Here is an 18,276-nt window from a genome sequence, read left to right on the forward strand (position 1 = left end):
TGTCAGCTCATCGGGACTCACAAGCTTGCCGCGTAAATTCGGCCCATCCTTGGGCCTCAATCCTTCAGAGTTTCTGCAATGCCAGTTCGGTTGAAATACACGCTTCGCTTTTAAGACTGAAAAATTTATGCAGTTTCACTCTACCTTGGTTAAATCATAAAGCTGGTGCATGTCTTTCTTGAGATTGCGGTAGATGGAACGATAGGTTTTGAACAGTTGGTTGTATTTTTCATGGTTCTCAGCGTTAGGGGTGGCGCGGGCTTCGAGGTTGAACCATTTCTTGATGGTGTCGGTGTTTTGGATGATGCCGACGGCTTTAGCCGCGAGGAAGCAGTCGCCGAGTGGGGCTTCGACCTCTTCCTTGATGGTGAGCACGGGATAGCCCGTGACGTCGGCGATGATTTGCATCCACATATCGGAGAATGCCGCGCCGCCGACCACAATCAGCTCGTTGTCGAGTCTTTCGGCGCAGGCCTTGCCGGACTCGATATTATCTTTAAGCGCAAAGGTAATGCCTTCCAGCACGGCGCGATAAAGATGAAAACGCGTATGGTACAGGCTCAAACCTACCATTGTGCCTGTTGCCTTGGCGTCCCATATGGGGCTGCGCTCGCCCATTAAATACGGCAAAAATACCAATCCGTCGGCACCGGGCGGTAAAATTTTGGCCTGTTCTTCTAATAGGTGATGCACGGTACATTTTTGTTCGAGAGCCTGCTGTTTCTCAACGCCGCAAAACTGATCGATGAACCAGGTGACCGATGCGCCTGCCGTAATGGCGCCCCCAAAGGTGTAGATATCTTCCAATGCATTATTGACGTGAGGCATACTGATCAAGCCATGCCGTGCGTCAACGCTATGATTGACAAAGCCCCAGCACATTGAGGTACCAATCATCGCGACGTGGTTACCCGGCGCAACGACGCCTGCCGCCAAAGTCGCAACGGCCGCATCAACACCTCCGGCGACAATCGGCGTGCCCACCGCCAGACCCAATTTTTCAGCCATTTCAGGCAGCAATCCGCCAACAATGTCGTCTGACGCAAGCAGTCGTGGCGGCATCATCGATTTCGGAATGCCAAGCATACGGCAGGCCTTGGTCGACCAATCGCGTTTCTCGATGTTGTAAACCCCACCGATATTCCCCGCCGAACAGTGATCGACCGCCACCTCGCCCGTCAGCTGATAGTTAATGTAACTGTTAGGTGGCAGGAAATAGCGCGTTTGTTGCCAAATATCCGGCTCGTGTTCCTTGATCCACAAGATTTTGGTGTAACCGTAATAACTGTCGAGCGAATTGCCGGTGATGCGGAATAATTCTTTGGTATCGACGTAGTTTCTGACCCACTCCACGCGATCGGACGCGCGGCGATCCATCCAGATTAGGCACGGATAAAGGGGGCGAATATCCTTGTCGACCGCAATACCGGAGCCGCCATACAAACTGCTGATACAGATGGAGACGATGTTCTCCTTTGCCACGCCCGATTGTTTAACGATATCGGCCAATACGGACAGCGCCGCCTCGAGCCAGACGTCGGGCCACTGTTCTGCCCACAGTGGCTTGGGCGTTTCAACGCTATAACTTCTTGAAGCGCTGGTAATGATTTTGCCATCGGCATCCATCAGGATGCCTTTGGTGCTTTGAGTACCGATATCGACGCCAATAACGTATTTCATGCCTGCACGTCCTTGCGAAACCACTGCTAGGTGAAGGAACTTGTTGTGTTCAATAACTACTGTTGTGTTCAGCAATTACGGGTTTTTTAAGGAACTAGCAGGACTTTGACCGATTCCGTACTGTGCGCCATCTCAAACGCGGCTTCCCATTCATCCAGTGAATAGGTGTGAGTTACGATGCCTTCCGAGCTGAAAAGCTTACGCTCAAAGAAATCGATAATAGTTTCATAGCAATTGGGACCTAAGTGCGCGCCACGAATGTCGAGCTCTTTACGGTCGCCAATGATTGACCAATCGACAGTGGTTTCTTTGCTGAATACGCTGAACTCAACGAAGCGGCCCATTTTGCGGATCATGTTCAGCCCTTGTGGCACGCTGGCTGGATTACCGGTGGCTTCGATATAAACGTCGCAGCCATAACCGTCTGTTAACGCTTTGACTTTGGCTACCACATCTTCTTCAAGCGGATTCATGACGATATCGGCACCGTAACGCAGCGCCAATTCCAGACGTTCTGGTACGGTATCAAGCACGATAAACAGCTTCGGCGTTTTCAAATGAATGGCCTGAATCATGCCAATTCCCAGCGGACCCGCGCCGGAAAGCACCACCACGTCGTTAAACTGAATATCAGCACGATTCACCGCGTGAATTGAACAGGCGAAAGGCTCAATCAGTGCACATTCGTTAAGAGAAAGTGAGGTCGGAATTTTGTGCACCCGACTGTTTGGTTTAAATAGCATGTATTCGGTCATGCCGCCGTTGGCATCTTGAGTCTGAAAACCGTAGATGTCGTGTTTTTCACACATCCAGTAATCACCGCTTTTACAGAAGCGGCATTTGTAGCAGGGAACAATCTGTTCGGCGATGACGCGGTCGCCAAGTTTAACGTCGAAATGTTCGAGTGCGCCTTCGCCGTAACCGACCACTTCGCCAAAAAACTCATGGCCGGGTACAACGGGAGGTTTGACCCAGGAAGGCGAAGTGCCGTTACCCCAAAACATGGGCGCGCCGCCGTGGCAGTGAACATCTGAGGCGCAAATACCGCAGGCGCTGATTTTAATCAGCAATTCTTTAGCTTGCGGTATAGGTAAGGGTGCATCTTTTATTAAACGATAATCGTGTGGGCCGTAATTAACTATTTGTTTAATTGTTTGCGGTAAAATATTCATTTTTGGCACCTTATGCATTTAATGGATTTTTCTACGGTAGGTTTTAAAAACATTGGCGTCAATAAATAATAATTTTATTTAGAACGTCATCACTTTTATTTTATTCGTTAAATAATAATTAAATATATTAATTTTGAATGTATTTAATTAAACGATTAGCTTGTTCGTTTAATTGTTTAAGTAACTTAATTTTATTTTGTGACTTTGCGCTATATAACTGGAATATAAAGTTAGCATTTTAGCGCGTAATGCTGGTTAGATAGGGCTCGCAATAACTAACCGTTAAGATAGTTTTCATTTATAAAAATAATGAAGGATCAATGATGAACATAACTAAAGACCACTGGGCTGGCCTACCCAAAAATCTGCTTTGGGGCTATGTTGCCATCTTTTTATTCATGACGGGTGATGGTTTTGAACTGGCATTTCTCTCTAGATATATAATAGAACTCGGATTTTCACCTTCACAGGCGACCTTTGCCTTCGCCGTTTATGGCCTGTGTGCCGCCCTTGCAGCATGGGGTTCGGGCGTTATCGCCGAAGTCATAACCCCGCAAAAAGCGATGAAGATTGGTTTTTTAATGTGGGTCGTTTTCCACGTCCTGTTTATGTTCTTTGGCCTGATGCAGAAAAACTACTTTTTCATTCTATTATTCTACGGAATCCGTGGTCTCGCTTATCCTTTATTTCTTTATTCATTCATCGTAGTTATTGTTCACAATGTGCGTGAAGAGTTGGTCGGTTCTGCCTGTGGCTGGTTCTGGGCCGCTTATTCATTAGGTATTGGCGTGTTAGGCAGTTATTTGCCGAGCCTGTTTATTACCCAGATTGGTGAGCTGAATGTATTGTGGCTGTCATTAGGCTTTGTCGGGGCGGGTGGTTTGCTGGCCATGGTTTCTTTAAGAGATATTAAAACCTCGACCCACATGTTGAATTTAACCACCAAGCAAAAATTCAGTGAAATGAGTCGCGCAGTCACATTACTGGTCAGTAATAGAAATATTCGCCTTGCCAGTATCGTCAGGATTATCAATACGCTTTCGCTATTTGGTTTCCCCATTATTATGCCGATGGTGTTTATTGATAAAATAGGTTTCAGCATGCCGGACTGGCTGCAAATCTGGACGTTATTCTTTTTCGCGACCATCGTATTTAACGTTTTCTGGGGCATCATGTCACAGAAGTGGGGCATTTTGCGGACCATCCGCTGGTTTGGTGCCATCGCCTGCGCCATTTTCAGCATTACCTTCTATTTTCTGCCCATCTATTTTGGCCCCAACTTCTGGGTCGCGGCTTTGGGCGCGGTTCTGCTGGGCGCATCAACAGCCGGATTCGTGCCACTTACCGCACTGTTTCCCGCGCTTGAACCTAAACATAAAGGCGCAGCCATTTCCGTCTGTAATCTGTCTGCCGGTTTGAGCAACTTCTTTGCGCCAGCGCTTGCCACCGTTTTGTTACCTTTTGTCGGGGTGAAGGGCATCGTTTTCACTTACAGCGGGTTATATATCCTCGCGTTCGTGCTGACGCTTTATATTGAATTTACCGAGAAGTTTTTAGGTAAGGCATTAAACAGGACGCCTGAAACCACGTCCTGATTGATTATCATAATCCATTGATTTTAATGAATAATTAATTTTATTAGGAATCGATTGTTTAGATGATTGTTACTGGAGAAGCCCCCGTCGAAATACGGGGGCTATTTTGCTGATTAGCCCTTGGCCGCCAGCAGGCAAATAGCTTTTGTCAGCTCGTAAGATTTAACGAAGGAGTTGATTGGCAAAAACTCGAATTTCGAATGAAAATTATGCGCGCCGGTAAAGTAGTTTGGTGTTAACAGACCTTTTGCCGACAACGCCGCGCCGTCTGTGCCGCCACGCATCGGGATCACTTTTGGCTCAACGTCTATTTCTTTAAGCCCAGCGAAAATCAAATCGATAGCCTGACGATCTTCGCCAATCGCGCTACTGATGTTGCTGTAGGTATCGCTGATGCGCACCGAGACTTTTGCCGTTGGGTACTGTTCGGCAATCACCTTTGCTACTTGCTCGATTTTTTGTTTGCGGGCCGCGAAACTGGCGCTGTCGAAATCACGAATTGAGGCTTTCAACGTGGCCGATTGTTGACTGGCGCTGATGTCGTTAAACCAGACATAACCTTCCCGATCTTTGGTTTTCTCGGGAGTTTCTTGACGATCAAAATGGCTAATAAAATCATGCGCCATCAGCAACGGATTGACTAACACGCCAATCGCCGACATAGGGTGTGCCGTCACGCCGGTAAAGGTAATTTCGGCCGCGGCTGCGTTGAAGTTTTCATACACGACTTCACCCAGCTCGCAACAGTCGATGGTGTAGGCAAAATCGACGTCGAAACGGCTCAAGTCCAGCGCTTTTGCGCCACGCAGGCCAATCTCTTCATCAGGCACAAAAGCCACCACGATATCGCCGTATTGATCCTCGGCTGTCAAATTTTCAAGCAGCGTCATCACAACGGTAACGGCAGACTTATTATCCGCACCCAGCACGCTGGTGCCGTCGCTAAAAATAATCTCTTCGCCTTTATAAGGCAAAATTTCAGGGCGCTCATCGACGCGCAGCCAAATATCCTTCTCTTTATTCAGACAAACATCTTCACCAGTAAAGCGCTGAATTTGCGGATGAATATCAGGACTCAAACCTACGTCAACCGTGTCGATATGGGTAATAAACCCAATTCGCGGGCCGCCTCTTTTAGTGCCTGGCTTCACGGCAGTAACAGTCGCGTGCTGATCAATTTGGATATTCTGCAAGCCTAATGTTTCAAGCTCGGCAGCGAGCTGATTGGCGAGCGTCTGTTGACCGGGAGTACTTGGCAGACAGGTGGCTTTAGGATCGCTTTGGCTGGTAACAGACAGGTAACGGAAGAAACGTTCAGTGAGCTGCTTGGCAATTTGAGTCGACATCCTAACCTCTGAGTTGTTTATCTATAAGATTTTCATATATAACAGAGTATTACTAAGTGTATCGTGAATGGTAATCTGTTTTTGCATTGCGTACTAACGAATTAATGAGTCTTAACTCTCAATGACAGGGAAACGCATGAAACGAAAATTAGCAAGATTAACCACTGGCATGCTGGCAATGGCGATGGTGGCGGGGGCGTCGGCACAAACGCTGGTTTACTGCTCGGAAGGCTCGCCGGATATTTTCAATCCGCAGCTTTATACATCGGGAACCAACGTGGATGCCAGCGCGGTACCTATTTACAATCGGCTGGTGGATTTTAAAACAGGCACCACGGAGCTGATGCCGAGCCTCGCAGAAAGTTGGGATATTAGCCCCGATGGCAAAACCTACACCTTCCATCTGCGTAAAGGGGTTAAATTTCAGAGCAGCAAGCTGTTTACGCCGACGCGAGATTTTAACGCCGACGACGTAATATTTTCGTTTATGCGCCAGAAAGACCCTACTAATCCTTATCATAACGTTTCCAACGGCACTTACTTAAACTTCGACAGTCTGGATATGAGCAATCTTATTACCAGTATCGATCGCGTTGATGACTACACGGTGAGATTTAATCTTTCGCGCCCAGAAGCGCCGTTTGTCGCCGATCTTTCCTGGTATTTTGCCTCGATTCTGTCATCCGAATACGCCGATCAGATGTTAAAAGCCGGCACGCCGCAAAAGGTGGATACCGATCCTATCGGCACCGGGCCTTTCCAGCTGGTTCAGTATCAGAAAGACACCCGAATTTTATATAAAGCTTTCCCGCAATATTGGCAGGGTAAGTCAAAGATCGATCGTTTAATTTTCAGCATTACGCCAGATGCGTCCGTGCGCATGGCGAAGCTTGAGAAAAACGAATGTCAGGTGATGCCCTTCCCGAATCCGGCCGATCTTACGCGTTTAAAAGACAACAAAGACATTACCCTGATGAGTAAATCTGGCTTAAATACCGGATTCCTCTCTTTCAACACGCAGAAAAAACCGTTGGATAATGTGAAGGTGCGTCAGGCGCTGAGCATGGCAATTAACAAAGCGTCGATTATTGAAGCGGTATTCCAGGGTACCGGAACGGCAGCCACCAGCCTGTTGCCACCGGGTGTTTGGAGCAGTGAAGACAAAGAACCGAAAGCGAGTGAGTTTTCGGTCGAAAAAGCCAAGGCGTTATTGGCCGAAGCGGGTTATCCGAACGGGTTTGAGATGGACCTGTGGGCGATGCCGGTGCAGCGCCCGTACAATCCTAATGCCCGGCGCATGGCGGAAATGATTCAGTCTGACTGGGCAAAAATCGGCGTCAAAGCGCACATTGTCAGTTATGAGTGGGCCGAATATCAGACGCGCATTCGTAACGGCGAGCATCAGGCCGCATTGATGGGTTGGACCACGGCCAATGGCGATCCTGACAATTTCTTTGGCCCGCTGTTTACCTGTAAAGCTGCCCACGGCGGTTCGAACTCTGCCAAGTGGTGTTATCCGCCGTTTGACAAGTTGATCAGCGAAGCGAGCACCACGACGGATCATGCTAAACGCGTGGCACTTTACCAGCAGGCCCAACAAATGATGCACGATCAGGCACCCGCAGTAATGATTGCGCATTCAACGATTTACGAGCCTGTGCGTAAGGAAGTGAGTGGATACGAGGTGGATCCGTTTGGAAAACACATTTTCTATCAAACTTCAGTGAAGTAATAATACTTTGTCATTTAGATTTGGAATCTAAAAGCAATTTTTTCAAGGTCAAAATCTGCTTGGTCAAGGGATTTTGACCTTTAATCTTTAAGTTCAAGTTCAAATTCAAATTCATGCGCTTCGCTTACTGCGCATTGCTGACTTAAATGGCAATTTTTTAAGTCAATTTCTTAGGTCATGAAGCCCTGAGGAATTTTTCCGGTTTCAAAACTTCAATGGGCATTTATCCCACAGCGCCGGAACCGGGCAAGAGGTGGAAGGCGCCACCTCTTGCATCTCTGCGCCTTTTGTCCTCGTTTAGCTGTGTCGCTGTTCAATGCCAACATTATTCCAGAAACTCCTGCTTGGCGCGCGCCGCGCGGCTCCGCCGTCCCTTCACTCTGTTCGAGAGCCAAAATCGTCTCTCTCATCTGCGTTCAGCGCAGTCACTGAGTGCGCCAGATAACCTATGTAAAAAACATACATTTCAATCCATTGTGCCATTTTTAATTTTAGTCGCTATATCGTTGGAGTAATCGGTTCTTGACCGCTGAAAAGTTTCCGCCCTTGCTTTAATTGCTGTGATTGGCGGCTTCAGGGCGGCGCGGAATGGAGTCGAGCAAGACGTTTTTGGCTTGCGAACGTAATGAAGGGAGTGCGAAGCACCGCGACCCACGCCACACGCTGAGGCTTCTGGAAAGATCTACGAATGTAGTCCTCATGTTGCAACTTTGGAAAAAAAAGCGCGGGATTCTCAAGGGTGTTCGCTTAGGAACATCCTTGAGGCGGTCTGCGCCGCCGCGCAGTAAGCGAAGCGCATGCTTTTGAATTTAAAAATTTTTCCTCAAAAGACTTTGACTCAAAAGACTTTGACTCAAAAGACTTTGACCCAAAAGACTTTGACCCAAAAGACTTTGACCTAAAAGATTTAGAATCTAAGAAAATTGCCTTTAGATTCCAAATCTAAAAACCTCATTGTAGGACGTCAGTTATCGCAGCCTTAAGTTCTTTGTAATGAAAATCATACCCTGCATTTTCAAGTTTTTGCGGAATGGCCCGCTGGCCACCCAGCACCAGCACCGCTGATTCACCCATCAATAATCTGACCACGCCAGCGGGAACGCGCATAAACGATGGGCGATGCAGCGTTTCGCCAAGCAGGGCGCTGAACTGGTCGTTACGAACAGGATAAGGTGCGACCATATTAAACGGGCCGTTGAGCGTTTCGTGATTCAGCAGAAACAAAATGCCGTCGACCATGTCGTCGATGTGGATCCACGGCATATATTGCTGACCATCGCCGAGCGGGCCGCCGAGACCAGCGCGGAAGGGCAGGATCATCTTGGCTAGAGCGCCACCTTTTCGCGCTAACACTACGCCGGTACGAAGCAGACAAACCCGCGTTTTATCACTTTGCGCGGCGAGCGCCAGCGCCTCCCAGCGAGCACACAGCTGCCAGGTGAACTGCTTGTTAGGCGGCTCGTCTTCGGCGACCACGGCCTGACCTTGGTCACCGTAATAACCTACCGCCGAACCCGAAATAAACACCGAAGGCGGATTTTCACCGGCATTAATCAGCTGCGACAACCTTTCCGTTAGCTTCCACCGACTGTCGCACAGCTTTTGCTTCTGATCTTTGGTCCAGCGTTTATCGGCGATCGGCTCGCCAGCCAGATTAATTACAGCGTCAAAGCCATCCAGCGAGGTTTTGTCGTCCAGCGACTGCCAAATCACGACTTTCGGGCCAAGGAGTTTGGTGGAGCGATCGGGCGAACGCGTCAGCGCAGTAATCTCGTGCGCCTGATTCAGGAGGGCTTCCGTAAGACGACGCCCAATCAATCCACTGGCACCGGTAATTAAAATCTTCATGTTTTTCTCCTGATAACCTGCTGATAGAACAGCCTGTAGCTTTCCATAAGCATAGTTTATTCAAGGCATTCGACACGCGATGCAGTGCACATCCTGTAGTTATAGATGTAGTTATAGATGCAGTTATAAATGCAGTTATAAATGCAGTGATAAATAGATTTGAATTGTCACGGGCCTCGCCGATTATTTTTGCTCGGCAAGCGCGTAGGCTCGTTGCGTAGCGGGGCGCAGGCGGATCCGTTCGAACCAGATTTGTACCGCAGGATACGCAGCTAAATCAATGCGTTGACGCTCATGCGCCGCTACCCACGGGTAGGTGGCGATATCGGCAATGGTGTAATGTTCGCCGGTGAGATAGGCACTTTTTTCGAGCTGAGTATTTAGCACGCCGTAAAGCCGCTTGGTTTCCTGCTGGAATCGCTCGATCGCATAGGGAACAGGCTGGGGTGCGAAATGGGTAAAATGATGATTTTGTCCGAGCATCGGCCCAAAACCGGCCATCTGCCAAAACAACCATTGCAACGTACGCGTGCGGGCGCGCAGCTCTTTGCTTAGCAATTTGCCCGATTTTTCAGCCAGATACTGCAAAATCGCGCCGGATTCAAACAGGCTGATCGGCACGCCGCCGTCAACGGGTTGCGTATCGACTATCGCGGGGATTTTATTGTTGGGGGAGATAGCGAGAAAGGCGGGTTGGAACTGCTCTCCAGATTTAGTATCGACGTGATGAAGTCGATAGGGCAGACCGGATTCTTCAAGAAATAGCGTAATTTTGTGGCCGTTTGGTGTTGGTGCGTAATAAAGGTCGATCATTTGTGCCTCCTGCATCATCGTTTTAATTGTCCATCAGCGAGTTTTTATTGTACTGACGGTGCTGGATACGGATAGGTTGCTAAAAATAACGCGTCCATTCAGGCGTCTGCCCGAAAGGTTAATGTAACTGATAATGATAGCAGGCTATGTGAGACGAGTCTGATGGTTTACCTCGCCGATGACATAGCTTTTACCTATTACTAACGCATCGGTTGCTATTGAGCGGCGGCGAGGAGCCGGATAGAATCAGCAAACTCATTAAAAAATCACGGCGCAAAATTTCGCGCTACAAAGAAGGTTTTACAGGATGACGCAAGAGCAAAACACCGGCAGCAGCGAGTGGGTTGATATCGTTAATGAAGAAAACGAAGTGATTGCCCAGTCGAGCCGCCATCAGATGCGCGCTCAAAACCTGCGTCATCGTGCCAGCTATATTGTGGTTCACGATGGCGCGGGAAATATTCTGGTTCAACGTCGTACCGACACTAAAGATTTTTACCCTGGCTGGCTTGATGCCACGGCGGGCGGTGTGGTGCAAAGCGGCGAAAACATCCTCGAATCAGCCCGTCGTGAAGCCGAAGAAGAGCTTGGCATTGCGGGCGTGCCTTTCGCGGAGCATGGTTCATTCTATTTCGAAGAAGAGAATTGCCGCGTTTGGGGTGCACTGTTTAGCTGCGTCTCCCACGGGCCTTTTGCCTTGCAGGAAGAAGAAGTCGTTGAAGTTCGCTGGATGAAACCGGAAGAAATTACCGCGCGCTGCGACGAGTTCACCCCGGATTCCCTACAGGCCCTGTCACTGTGGATGCGTCGTAATAATGATAAAGAGCACGGCAAGCCGCTGAGCGTCGACGAATAGACAGCCTTAAACATTTTTGAATGCGCTGATCACTTCGGCGCACCTTTAATTTATCGATTCTAACGTCGGCAGCTCTCGCGAATACAAAGTGTCGAGGCGAAAACCCGCTGTTCGTCCCAGAGTTCATCCAGCATTTTTGCCAGCAGCGCCTTGCCCGCCTCAATGCCAATTTCGCGATGCGGCACGGCCATAGTGGTCAGCGGCGGCTGACAGACTTTACTGACGTCGGCGTTGCCAAAACCGACAATCGCCAAATCTTTCGGCACTCGAATCTTGCGCCGCTGACACTCGAAAATCGCCCCGCAGGCCAGCTCGTCACTGCTGCAAATCAGCGCGTCCATATCCGGCCAGTTTAACAACAGGTCTGGCAGTAAATTGGCACCAACGCTAAAACTCGCGGCCTCGTACGTGCTGATAACGCGCGTGGTCGACAGGTTATGTTTGAGCAACGCACGATTCCAGCCTCGCAGCCGCTGCTGTGAAACCCACTTTTTTTGCGCGGCGGACATCAGCCCGATGCGGCTGTAACCTTGCGAAATTAAATGCTCGGTGAGCTGAAATGTCGCTGCGGCGTTATCAATGCCGATGTTGATATCCAAGGGCTTTTCGACGATTGACCCCAGTTCGGCTATGGGGAGTTGGGCGTTGGAAAGCAGTTCGTAGGTGGCAGGCGTATGGCGTGCATCGAACAAAATTACCGCCGCAAGATTGTAAGAAAGAAAGGTTTCGAGCAACTTTTGTTCACGCAGATCCTGATTCTGCGATTCGGCCAGCATTAGCTGATATCCGGCGGGGATCAGTACTTCCTGCAAGCCTGCAATCATTTCAGCGTGACCAAATTCGGCCAGCGACGAGGTCACTACGGCTACCACATTCGAAGACGCGGAAGCCAGCGCGCTGGCAGAATAGTTGGGAATATAGCCAAGCTCGGCGACGGCGGCCTCTATTTTTTCGCGGAGTTTATCTGAAACCATATCAGGATGGCGCAGCGCGCGTGAAACGGTCATCGTGCCGACATTGGCTAATTTCGCCACGTCTGCCAGCGTGGCTCGACCCGTATTTCGACGTTTCCTTCCCTCCATTTAGCGACTCCTGCGTTATTTCCTGAATTCTCAATGTTATTAAGCCAGCTTAACGATTAACCCCGCTTAAAAAGCAATAATATCATTGTTACACCGCGAACATTGAGTGATAAAACTCGGTGCTTAAATAGCCCTAGAAAAAAGCCTGCGCGAGTAACTTCCCAGTTAAATACTCAGTTTAATAAAACAATTAGCCTATTTTAGTCCATGAACTATTTTATCGTAGTGCTTTTATCGTAGTGCTTTTTTCGACGAGCGAGAAACTCACGCCACAATTTTGATAGCGCTATCACAAAAAAGCATCATTCCTGATGATAGCGCTATCTTTGTGCGCAAAATCACAGTTATTTGCTGATTAAAAAGCATACTCACTGTCATTCAATGTTAGTTACTTTTAACTTGCAGCGGTTCTGGCGGTTCTCAATCTTCGGGAGTCTATCCAGAAAACTTACTCTTTTAATACGAGGTAATAGAATGAAATCATTAACGATACTGGCGGTGTGTGGTGCAGGGTTGGGCAGCAGCTTTGCCTGTGAAATGAGCATCGAGGCGGCGTTGAAAGATATGGGCGTCAAGGCTGACCTTTCACATTGCGATATATCGTCGGCCGCCTCAACGCGCGCAGACATTATCTTTACCGGCTCCAACTTCAAGCCACAGTTTGAGAATTACAGCATCAGCTCAACGATTATTTATTTGAAGCGCTTAGTCGACAAGAAAGAAATCACCGAAAAACTCACGCCGGTATTAAAACAGCTGGGTTATTTACAATAGCTGGCTATTTTTTTTGTCTTTTTATTTTACATAAACAGTAGCGGCAGCAACCGCCATTAAAGCCTTACGCAAAACAGTCGCGAAAAATAATAATTAAAACCTTTCTTTTAACACCTGCAAATGCGAGGGACAGCTGATGTCTTTCTTATATTTTATTGTGAATGATATTTTAGGCCAGGCTTCAATATTAATTGCGCTGATCGCGATGATAGGACTCATTGCGCTGAAAAAAAGCGTCGGTCAGGTGATCACGGGCACGCTAAAAACGCTGTTGGGTTTTCTGGTGCTGCTGGCAGGTGCCAATATTATCGTCAACGCGCTTATCTTTTTGGGCGAAGTATTCCAGAAAGGTTTTAACATGCGCGGCGTGGTCACGGACGTCGGCTCTATCGCCGGTATCGCGCAGCAAACGCTGGGGCGAGAAACGGCGCTGATTATGGTGCTGGCCTTTATTATCAATATCTTGGTCGCGCGCTTTACCCGTTTTAAATATATTTTTCTCACCGGCCAAGCCTCGCTGTGGATGGCAACCGTCTGCTCGGTGGTGGGTTACATGGGCGGACTGCGCGGCACAGAGCTGATTCTGCTCGGCGGCACCATCGCGGGTCTGATGTCAGTTAGCATGCCGGCCATCGCCCAGCCTATCGTGCGCAAAATTACCGGCTCCGATGATATCGCGCTCGGGCATTTTTGCACCCTGGGTTACATCATTCAGGCCGGTGTCGCCAAACTTACCGGCGACGTCAGTAAAAGCACCGAAGATCTCGAATTGCCCAGCGCCTTCTCGTTTTTGCAGGACACTTATCTGTCGATGATGGTGGTGATGATCCCGATTTACCTGATTCCGACGATTGCCGCCGGACCGGAAGTCGTGGCGCAATATTCTAATGGCGTCAGTTATCTGATTTACGCTTTCTTGCAGTCGGTGCAGTTTGTGGTGGGCGTTTATGTGCTGCTGGCGGGCGTTCGACTGCTGTTGGCCGAAATTGTGCCGGCGTTTCGCGGTATCGCGCTGCGCATTGTGCCGAACGCGATCCCGGCGCTGGATTGCCCCGTGCTGTTTCCGTATGCGCCCAACGCGGTGATCGTCGGCTTTCTGTCGACCACGCTCGGCTCGATTATTGGCATGTTCCTGTTCCCAAGCGTTGGGCTGGCGATGATTCTTCCGGGCATGCTGACCAACTTTTTTGCGGGCGGCACGGCGGGAATTTTTGCCAACGCGGTTGGCGGACGGCGCGGGGCGGTAATTGGCGGCATTTTCCACGGCCTGCTGATCACGTTATTACCCGCGCTTTTATTGCCGTTGCTCGGCAGTTTCGGTCTGCAAAACGTGACCTTTAGCGATGCGGATATTATCAGCGTCGGGCTGATTTATGGTCATCTGCTGAATTTCTTCCATTAATTAACGTTTCACCCATTAACTTCCTGACCAACACTCAAGTTTGCAGCATAAAAAAGCCGGTCACGAGGACCGGCTTTTTGTCATTCCATTTTCAGTTGAAAACAGGGTATATCAGGATTCGACTGCCAGCGCGGCGTCGGCCTGCGCAGACTGAATCGCGGTCAGCGCCACGGTATAAACAATGTCGTCAACCAGCGCGCCACGCGACAGGTCGTTCACCGGCTTGCGCATGCCTTGCAGCATTGGGCCGATGGAAACCAGATCCGCAGAACGCTGAACGGCTTTATAGGTGGTGTTACCCGTGTTCAAGTCGGGGAAGATAAATACGGTGGCCTGACCCGCAACCGGCGAGTTTGGCGCTTTGGATTTCGCCACGTCGGCCATGATGGCGGCGTCATACTGCAACGGGCCGTCGATGATCAGATCGGGGCGTTTTTCCTGCGCTAAACGGGTCGCTTCACGCACTTTTTCGACGTCGCTACCGGCACCAGAATCACCGGTGGAGTAGGAGATCATCGCCACGCGCGGCTCAATGCCGAAAGCGGCGGCAGAATCGGCCGACTGAATCGCAATCTCTGAAAGCTGCTCGGCGGTCGGATCCGGGTTGATCGCGCAGTCGCCGTAGACCAGAACCTGATCCGGCAACAGCATAAAGAACACCGATGACACCAGCGAGCTGCCCGGCGCGGTTTTAATGAGCTGAAGCGGCGGGCGAATCGTGTTGGCCGTGGTGTGAACCGCGCCGGAAACCAGCCCGTCGACTTCGCCTTGCTCGAGCATCAGCGTGCCGAGCACCACGTTGTCTTCAAGCTGCTCGCGGGCGACCACTTCGGTCATGCCTTTGCTTTTACGCAGTTCAACCAGACGCGCCACGTAATGCTCGCGCGCGACTTCAGGGTCGACAATTTTAATGCCCGCACCCAGCTCGATACCCTGAGCGGCGGCGACGCGTTTAATCTCTTCCGGATTGCCCAGCAACACGCATTCGGCAATGCCGCGCTCGGCGCACAGTGACGCGGCCTTGACGGTGCGCGGCTCGTCGCCTTCCGGCAACACGATGCGCTTACCGGCCTGACGCGCAAGCTCGGTCAGCTGATAACGGAAAGCCGGCGGCGACAGGCGGTGCGAACGCTCGGAATGCGCGCTCAGCGAGTCAATCCAGTCGGCGTTGATGTGTGAAGAGACATAGTTTTGCAGCTTCTCGACGCGCTGATGGTCGTCGGCGGGCACTTCAAGACTGAAACTTTGCAGATTCAGCGACGTCTGCCAGGTATTGCTGTCGACCATAAACACCGGCAGGCCGGTTTCAAAGGCGCGGGCGCAGAGAGCCTGCACGCGTTCATCCACCGGATAACCGCCGGTCAGCAAAATCGCGCCGAGCTCGATGCCGTTCATGGCGGCCAGACAGGCGGCAACCAGCACGTCGGGACGATCGGCGGAGGTCACCAGCAGCGAGCCCGGACGGAACAGCGACAGCATATTTGGAATGCTGCGCGCGCAGAAGGTGACAGATTTAATGCGACGGGTTTGAATGTCGCCTTCATTAATGACGCGGGCGTCGAGGTGCTTGGCCATGTCGATGGCGCGCACGGCGATCATCTCGAAGCTCCACGGAATGCAGGCCAGAACCGGCATCGGGCTGGCTGCCACCAACTGCTCGACATTCACCTGCGAGAAATTGGCCTTGTCGGAGTCATCGAAGATTTCGGAGAGATCGGGACGGGTGCGACCCTGATCGTCAACGGGCGCATTCACCTTGTTAACAATCACGCCGGTAATATTTTTGTTCTTGCTGCCGCCAAACACGCTGCGCGCCAGCTCGATTCTGTCTTTAAGCTGCGCCGCCGAATCGTTGCCCTGACCAATCACGAAGACGATTTCGGCGTTCAGGGTTTTGGCGATTTCATAGTTCAACGCGCTGGCAAACTGATGGGTACGGGTCGAGACAAGGCCTTCGACCAGCACAACTTCGGCGTTTTTAGTGTTGGCGTGATAATTGGCGACAATCTCTTCCATCAACACGTCTTGCTGGTTTGAACTCAGCAGGCTTTGAACGTGTTTCATTTTCAGCGGTTCTGCCGCAGTAATATTAGAGTTGGCGCGAATAATAGTGGTGGTCTGGTCAGGCGCATCGCCGCCGGAGCGCGGCTGGGAGACCGGCTTGAAAACGCTCAGGCTCACGCCTTTTTGCTCGATGGCGCGAATCACGCCGAGACTGACGCTGGTAAGACCTACGCTACTGCCAATTGGAACCAACATGATTGTACGAGACACGGCAAACCTCTTTGACAATTTCAGGCAGCGGTTTGCTGTAGTACGACAACAGTACACGGCAACGGCTGCCTGCGGTGAAAATAACACTGCCAGCAGGCGCTGGCAGTGAGGAACTCGTTTTATGCGGTCAGACGCGCGGCGTCTTGTGCAATCACCAACTCTTCGTTGGTTGGAATGACCAGCGCCTTGCGGGTGCCTTCCTTGCCGATTTCGCCCGTTTTACCGAAGCGTGCGGCCAGATTGCGTTCTTTGTCGACTTCAAAGCCGAGCAGGCCAAGTTTATTCAGCGTCAGCTCGCGCACTTGTGCAGAGTTTTCGCCGATGCCGCCGGTAAAGACCACGGCGTCGAGACGGCCATCCATCAGCGAGGTGTAAGCGCCGATATATTTTGCAAGGCGGTGGCAGAAGACGTCCATCGCGCGCTTAGCGTTGGCTTCTTTATCATAGTTATCTTCAACATAGCGACAATCGCTGCTCACGCCGGTCAGACCCAGCAGGCCCGATTCTTTGGTCAGCATATTGTTGATTTGCGCCACGCTCATGCCCAGCGCGTCGTGCAGATGGAACACGATTGCAGGGTCGATGTCGCCGCTGCGGGTGCCCATGACCAGACCTTCGAGCGGGGTCAAGCCCATTGAAGTATCGACACATTTGCCGTGACGAATAGCACTGACCGAACCGCCATTGCCCAGATGACAAGTGATGAGATTCACCTCATCAACCGGTTTACCCAGAATTTTAGCGGCTTCTTGGGTCACGTAGAAATGGCTGGTACCGTGAGCGCCGTAACGGCGAATGTGGTGATCTTGATATAATTTGTAAGGCAGGGCGTAGAGGTAAGACTCTTCCGGCATGGTCTGATGGAAAGCCGTATCAAAGACCGCGACGTTTTTATCCGCCAGTTTCGGGAAGGATTTAAACGCTTCTTCAATGCCGATTAGGTGCGCTGGGTTGTGCAGCGGGGCGAACGGGATAGAATCTTTAATTCCCTGCAACACGTCGCTATCAATAATGGCTGATTGAGTCAGCTTCTCGCCGCCGTGTACAATGCGGTGACCGATAGCCACCAGATTGGCAGATAGTTCTGGCTTTTCTGCGAAAATAGTATTAACGATGTACTTCAAAGCTTCGCTGTGAGCAGCATTCGCGCCCAACGCAGCTTCATGTTTGCTGCCATCCAGTTTCCATTTGATACGCGCTTCGGGAAGGTGGAAGCATTCGGCCAGACCTGAAATATGTTCTTCGCCATTTGAGGCGTCGATGATGGCGAACTTGAGTGAAGAGCTGCCACAGTTAAGAACCAGAACTAACTTACTTGACATGGAAGTACCTATTTATTGTGTTGGTGCCGTTAAGTAACAATACACATGGTTAATCAATTAGCAGAATCACATAAGCGTAGCGCATTATGGAAGCGGCAATTATGATTAACATCATACCGAAACCACGTAATGGCAGGGTTTACTCATCATCGTACGAAAGTCAGGCAAGAGTTGAATGACGCCGTCCGGTAACTTGTTTGATTAAGTTCCTGACGATTCGTTCAATCGTTACAGCCTGTTTTGCTGCCGATGTTAAGAAGAGTAAACTGCGGTAAAGCCAGTTGTATTAATAAGGTTATTTCGCTATCCATTAAAGCGCCCCAGAGGCCCGGCTAGAATACCGACAGGTTTTGATAAAAACAAAATATATTTGTGAGCGA

The 18,276-nt window shown here is 50.2% G+C and carries 13 protein-coding genes; 5 read left to right on the plus strand and 8 right to left on the minus strand.

Annotated elements, in window-relative coordinates; translation table 11 throughout:
* Positions 1-135: 135 nt before the first annotated feature.
* Both SC206_RS15690 and SC206_RS15695 read right to left on the minus strand, forming a co-directional pair.
* On the minus strand, positions 136-1,680 hold the full coding sequence (locus SC206_RS15690) for an FGGY-family carbohydrate kinase (RefSeq protein ID WP_332738482.1): 1,545 nt from the start codon (positions 1,678-1,680) through the stop codon (positions 136-138).
* Positions 1,681-1,766: 86 nt separating this feature from the next.
* Complete coding sequence (locus tag SC206_RS15695; protein WP_332738484.1) at positions 1,767-2,852, minus strand: alcohol dehydrogenase catalytic domain-containing protein; 1,086 nt, start codon at positions 2,850-2,852, stop codon at positions 1,767-1,769.
* 323 nt (positions 2,853-3,175) lie between these two features.
* Here SC206_RS15695 and SC206_RS15700 point away from each other — a divergent pair, with 323 nt between their 5' ends.
* Entirely contained in the window at positions 3,176-4,447 is a 1,272-nt protein-coding gene (locus SC206_RS15700; protein ID WP_332738766.1) for an MFS transporter, read from the plus strand.
* Between the two features lie 113 nt (positions 4,448-4,560).
* On the opposite strand, the gene pepT is transcribed toward SC206_RS15700, so the two are convergent.
* Complete coding sequence (pepT, locus tag SC206_RS15705; RefSeq protein ID WP_332738485.1) at positions 4,561-5,793, minus strand: peptidase T; 1,233 nt, start codon at positions 5,791-5,793, stop codon at positions 4,561-4,563.
* A gap of 169 nt (positions 5,794-5,962) precedes the next feature.
* On the opposite strand from pepT, the gene SC206_RS15710 reads away from it, so the two are divergent.
* Positions 5,963-7,525, plus strand: a complete 1,563-nt coding sequence (locus SC206_RS15710; RefSeq protein WP_332738768.1) for an ABC transporter substrate-binding protein — start codon at positions 5,963-5,965, stop codon at positions 7,523-7,525.
* A gap of 951 nt (positions 7,526-8,476) precedes the next feature.
* Here the strand turns inward: SC206_RS15710 and SC206_RS15715 are convergent.
* A complete protein-coding gene (locus SC206_RS15715) occupies positions 8,477-9,373 on the minus strand; it encodes a TIGR01777 family oxidoreductase (protein WP_332738487.1) in 897 nt (298 codons plus the stop codon).
* Positions 9,374-9,556: 183 nt separating this feature from the next.
* Positions 9,557-10,186 carry a GSH-dependent disulfide bond oxidoreductase gene (gene yfcG, locus SC206_RS15720; RefSeq protein ID WP_332738489.1) on the minus strand — a complete coding sequence of 210 codons (630 nt, stop codon included), beginning with the start codon at positions 10,184-10,186 and terminating at the stop codon, positions 9,557-9,559.
* 307 nt (positions 10,187-10,493) lie between these two features.
* Between yfcG and yfcD the strand changes: the two genes are divergently transcribed.
* Positions 10,494-11,042 carry an NUDIX hydrolase YfcD gene (gene yfcD, locus SC206_RS15725; RefSeq protein WP_332738491.1) on the plus strand — a complete coding sequence of 183 codons (549 nt, stop codon included), beginning with the start codon at positions 10,494-10,496 and terminating at the stop codon, positions 11,040-11,042.
* 59 nt (positions 11,043-11,101) lie between these two features.
* On the opposite strand, the gene SC206_RS15730 is transcribed toward yfcD, so the two are convergent.
* Positions 11,102-12,124 (minus strand): LacI family DNA-binding transcriptional regulator, encoded by a 1,023-nt coding sequence (locus SC206_RS15730; RefSeq protein WP_332738493.1) that lies wholly within the window; start codon positions 12,122-12,124, stop codon positions 11,102-11,104.
* Between the two features lie 474 nt (positions 12,125-12,598).
* Between SC206_RS15730 and SC206_RS15735 the strand changes: the two genes are divergently transcribed.
* The gene (locus SC206_RS15735) at positions 12,599-12,898 is read left to right on the plus strand and encodes a PTS sugar transporter subunit IIB (protein WP_332738495.1); all 300 of its coding nucleotides are present in this window, start codon (positions 12,599-12,601) and stop codon (positions 12,896-12,898) included.
* 136 nt (positions 12,899-13,034) lie between these two features.
* Positions 13,035-14,300 (plus strand): PTS sugar transporter subunit IIC, encoded by a 1,266-nt coding sequence (locus SC206_RS15740; RefSeq protein ID WP_332738497.1) that lies wholly within the window; start codon positions 13,035-13,037, stop codon positions 14,298-14,300.
* 111 nt (positions 14,301-14,411) lie between these two features.
* Here the strand turns inward: SC206_RS15740 and pta are convergent, their stop codons facing one another.
* Complete coding sequence (gene pta / locus SC206_RS15745; protein ID WP_332738499.1) at positions 14,412-16,574, minus strand: phosphate acetyltransferase; 2,163 nt, start codon at positions 16,572-16,574, stop codon at positions 14,412-14,414.
* 119 nt (positions 16,575-16,693) lie between these two features.
* Positions 16,694-17,896, minus strand: a complete 1,203-nt coding sequence (gene ackA / locus SC206_RS15750; protein WP_332738501.1) for an acetate kinase — start codon at positions 17,894-17,896, stop codon at positions 16,694-16,696.
* Between the last annotated feature and the right edge of the window lie 380 nt (positions 17,897-18,276).

Source organism: Rouxiella sp. T17, assembly GCF_036663475.1.
Lineage (GTDB): Bacteria > Pseudomonadota > Gammaproteobacteria > Enterobacterales > Enterobacteriaceae > Rouxiella.